This window comes from Clostridioides sp. ES-S-0001-03, from assembly GCF_020676075.1.
Classification (GTDB): Bacteria; Bacillota; Clostridia; order Peptostreptococcales; family Peptostreptococcaceae; genus Clostridioides.
Genome location: NZ_JACVWJ010000026.1, coordinates 1 through 2,206 on the forward strand (window position 1 = coordinate 1; position 2,206 = coordinate 2,206).

Annotated in this window: 19 tRNA genes and 2 rRNA genes; all 21 read right to left on the minus strand. The window is 48.4% G+C overall.

The annotated features are described in order from the left end of the window. Window positions 1-145: 145 nt before the first annotated feature. Window positions 146-222, minus strand: a tRNA-Met gene (locus IC174_RS20515). 7 nt (window positions 223-229) lie between these two features. Next, window positions 230-305: transfer RNA gene (locus IC174_RS20520), tRNA-Phe, on the minus strand. Between the two features lie 3 nt (window positions 306-308). Then, window positions 309-385, minus strand: a tRNA-Ile gene (locus tag IC174_RS20525). Window positions 386-390: 5 nt separating this feature from the next. Then, window positions 391-467 (minus strand) — tRNA-Pro (locus tag IC174_RS20530). Window positions 468-527: 60 nt separating this feature from the next. Then, a tRNA-Trp gene (locus IC174_RS20535) sits at window positions 528-603 on the minus strand. 11 nt (window positions 604-614) lie between these two features. Then, window positions 615-688, minus strand: a tRNA-Ile gene (locus tag IC174_RS20540). Between the two features lie 4 nt (window positions 689-692). After that, a tRNA-Pro gene (locus IC174_RS20545) sits at window positions 693-769 on the minus strand. Between the two features lie 10 nt (window positions 770-779). Continuing rightward, window positions 780-870 (minus strand) — tRNA-Ser (locus IC174_RS20550). Between the two features lie 23 nt (window positions 871-893). Next, a tRNA-Ser gene (locus IC174_RS20555) sits at window positions 894-982 on the minus strand. A 2-nt stretch (window positions 983-984) separates the two neighbouring features. Beyond that, window positions 985-1,060: transfer RNA gene (locus IC174_RS20560), tRNA-Lys, on the minus strand. An 11-nt stretch (window positions 1,061-1,071) separates the two neighbouring features. Continuing rightward, window positions 1,072-1,147: transfer RNA gene (locus tag IC174_RS20565), tRNA-Gln, on the minus strand. Between the two features lie 9 nt (window positions 1,148-1,156). Next, window positions 1,157-1,233 (minus strand) — tRNA-Arg (locus IC174_RS20570). Between the two features lie 8 nt (window positions 1,234-1,241). After that, window positions 1,242-1,315 (minus strand) — tRNA-Gly (locus tag IC174_RS20575). Between the two features lie 14 nt (window positions 1,316-1,329). Beyond that, window positions 1,330-1,414 (minus strand) — tRNA-Tyr (locus IC174_RS20580). Between the two features lie 14 nt (window positions 1,415-1,428). Further along, window positions 1,429-1,503: transfer RNA gene (locus IC174_RS20585), tRNA-Thr, on the minus strand. 18 nt (window positions 1,504-1,521) lie between these two features. Then, window positions 1,522-1,598 (minus strand) — tRNA-Asp (locus IC174_RS20590). A gap of 5 nt (window positions 1,599-1,603) precedes the next feature. Beyond that, window positions 1,604-1,679 (minus strand) — tRNA-Val (locus IC174_RS20595). Window positions 1,680-1,684: 5 nt separating this feature from the next. Next, a tRNA-Glu gene (locus IC174_RS20600) sits at window positions 1,685-1,759 on the minus strand. 6 nt (window positions 1,760-1,765) lie between these two features. Then, a tRNA-Asn gene (locus tag IC174_RS20605) sits at window positions 1,766-1,840 on the minus strand. Between the two features lie 7 nt (window positions 1,841-1,847). Continuing rightward, a 5S ribosomal RNA gene (rrf, locus tag IC174_RS20610) occupies window positions 1,848-1,964 on the minus strand. Window positions 1,965-2,099: 135 nt separating this feature from the next. Beyond that, window positions 2,100-2,206: ribosomal RNA gene (locus IC174_RS20615) — 23S ribosomal RNA — on the minus strand; the annotation flags it as partial.

Below are 2,206 nucleotides of genomic sequence, written 5' to 3' on the forward strand. Positions count from 1 at the left end.
TCCTGAGCCAGGATCAAACTCTCAAATAAAAGTTTATCAGGCTCAGATACTATTGTTATCTAAATATCTGGCTTTATGGTTTGTTTCTTGTTTTATAAATTAACCTACTGTTTAATTTTCAAAGTTCTTTATTGATATAGTTAGATGGTAGCGGTAATAGGAGTCGAACCTATGACCTTTCGGGTATGAACCGAACGCTCTAGCCAACTAAGCTATACCGCCGTATTTCTGGTGCCCAGAGGCGGAATCGAACCACCGACACGGGGATTTTCAGTCCCCTGCTCTACCGACTGAGCTATCTGGGCAAATGGTGGGCCTAGCTGGACTCGAACCAGCGACCTCACGCTTATCAGGCGTGCGCTCTAACCACCTGAGCTATAGGCCCTTACTTGGTCGAGGTGAAGGGACTCGAACCCCCGGCCCCATGGTCCCAAACCATGTGCGCTACCAAACTGCGCTACACCTCGAAATATTATTTACTATCTTATATTACTCTAAAACTCATTTTTTTTCAAGTCCTTTTTATTTGGCAGGGGTGGAGGGACTCGAACCCCCGGCGCACGGTTTTGGAGACCGACGCTCTACCAACTGAGCTACACCCCTATGAAGAATAATGGACCTTCAGGGACTCGAACCCCAGACCTACCGGTTATGAGCCGGGCGCTCTAACCAACTGAGCTAAAGGTCCTGGTTGGTCGAGGTGAAGGGACTCGAACCCCCGGCCCCATGGTCCCAAACCATGTGCGCTACCAAACTGCGCTACACCTCGTTTTTTTAAATGGCGGAGAAGGAGGGATTCGAACCCTCGCACCGGTTACCCAGCCTAATCCCTTAGCAGGGGATCCTCTTGAGCCACTTGAGTACTTCTCCAAATTTAGTCCTATTATTTAGTTTGGCGGAGAGGGTGGGATTCGAACCCACGGCCCCTTTCGAAGTCACTGGTTTTCAAGACCAGCTCCTTAAACCACTCGGACACCTCTCCATTGGTGATCTATCCGCGACTCGAACGCGGGACACCCTGATTAAAAGTCAGGTGCTCTACCGACTGAGCTAATAGACCATGTTTTTATTTGGCTGGGGATGCAGGACTCGAACCTACGCATACATGAGTCAAAGTCATGTGCCTTACCGACTTGGCTAATCCCCAATATATATGTGGTGAGCGCACAGGGATTCGAACCCCGGACACACGCCTTAGAAGGGCGTTGCTCTATCCAGCTGAGCTATGCACCCACGCTTTTTGGAGCGGGTGAAGGGGATCGAACCCTCACAGCTGGCTTGGAAGGCCAGAACTCTACCATTGAGCTACACCCGCATATTTAATTTAATTGGTGGAGGATGGTGGATTCGAACCACCGAAGTCGATGACAACAGATTTACAGTCTGCCCCCTTTGGCCGCTCGGGAAATCCTCCGTATTAATTTTACATGGAGCTGGTGATAGGAATCGAACCTACAACCTGCTGATTACAAGTCAGCTGCTCTACCGTTGAGCCACACCAGCATTTTTCATATTTTATTTTGGCGACCTGGAAGGGGTTCGAACCCTCGACCTCCAGCGTGACAGGCTGGCATTCTAACCAACTGAACTACCAGGCCGCAAATGGTGGGACCAGCAGGGCTCGAACCTGCGACCCCCTGCTTGTAAGGCAGGTGCTCTCCCAGCTGAGCTATGATCCCACAAATGGTGACTCGTAGGGGAATTGAACCCCTGTTACCGCCGTGAAAGGGCGGTGTCTTAACCTCTTGACCAACGAGCCATTTATTGGCTCCAAGGGTGGGGCTCGAACCCACAGCCTACCGGTTAACAGCCGGTTGCTCCACCGTTGAGCTACCTTGGAACATCTAACGTGGCTATGTCCTACTCTCCCAGGCAGTTTCCCACCAAGTACCATCAGCGCTAGAGAACTTAACTTCTGTGTTCGGAATGGGAACAGGTGTATCTTCTCTGCTATTATAACCACATTTCTTTTTTGTTGCTAGGACAAGTATAATATTAACATTTTTTGTTATTTTTGTCAATACTTTTTTCATACTTTTTTTCAGAGTTAACACTCTAAAAACTACATATATATTTTAGTCAATGAACATCAAATAATATTGGTCAAGTCCTCGACCTATTAGTATCGATAAGCTAAATACATTGCTGCACTTACACCTTCGACCTATCAACCAGATAGTCTTTCTGGGGTCTTACCCTTGCGGTG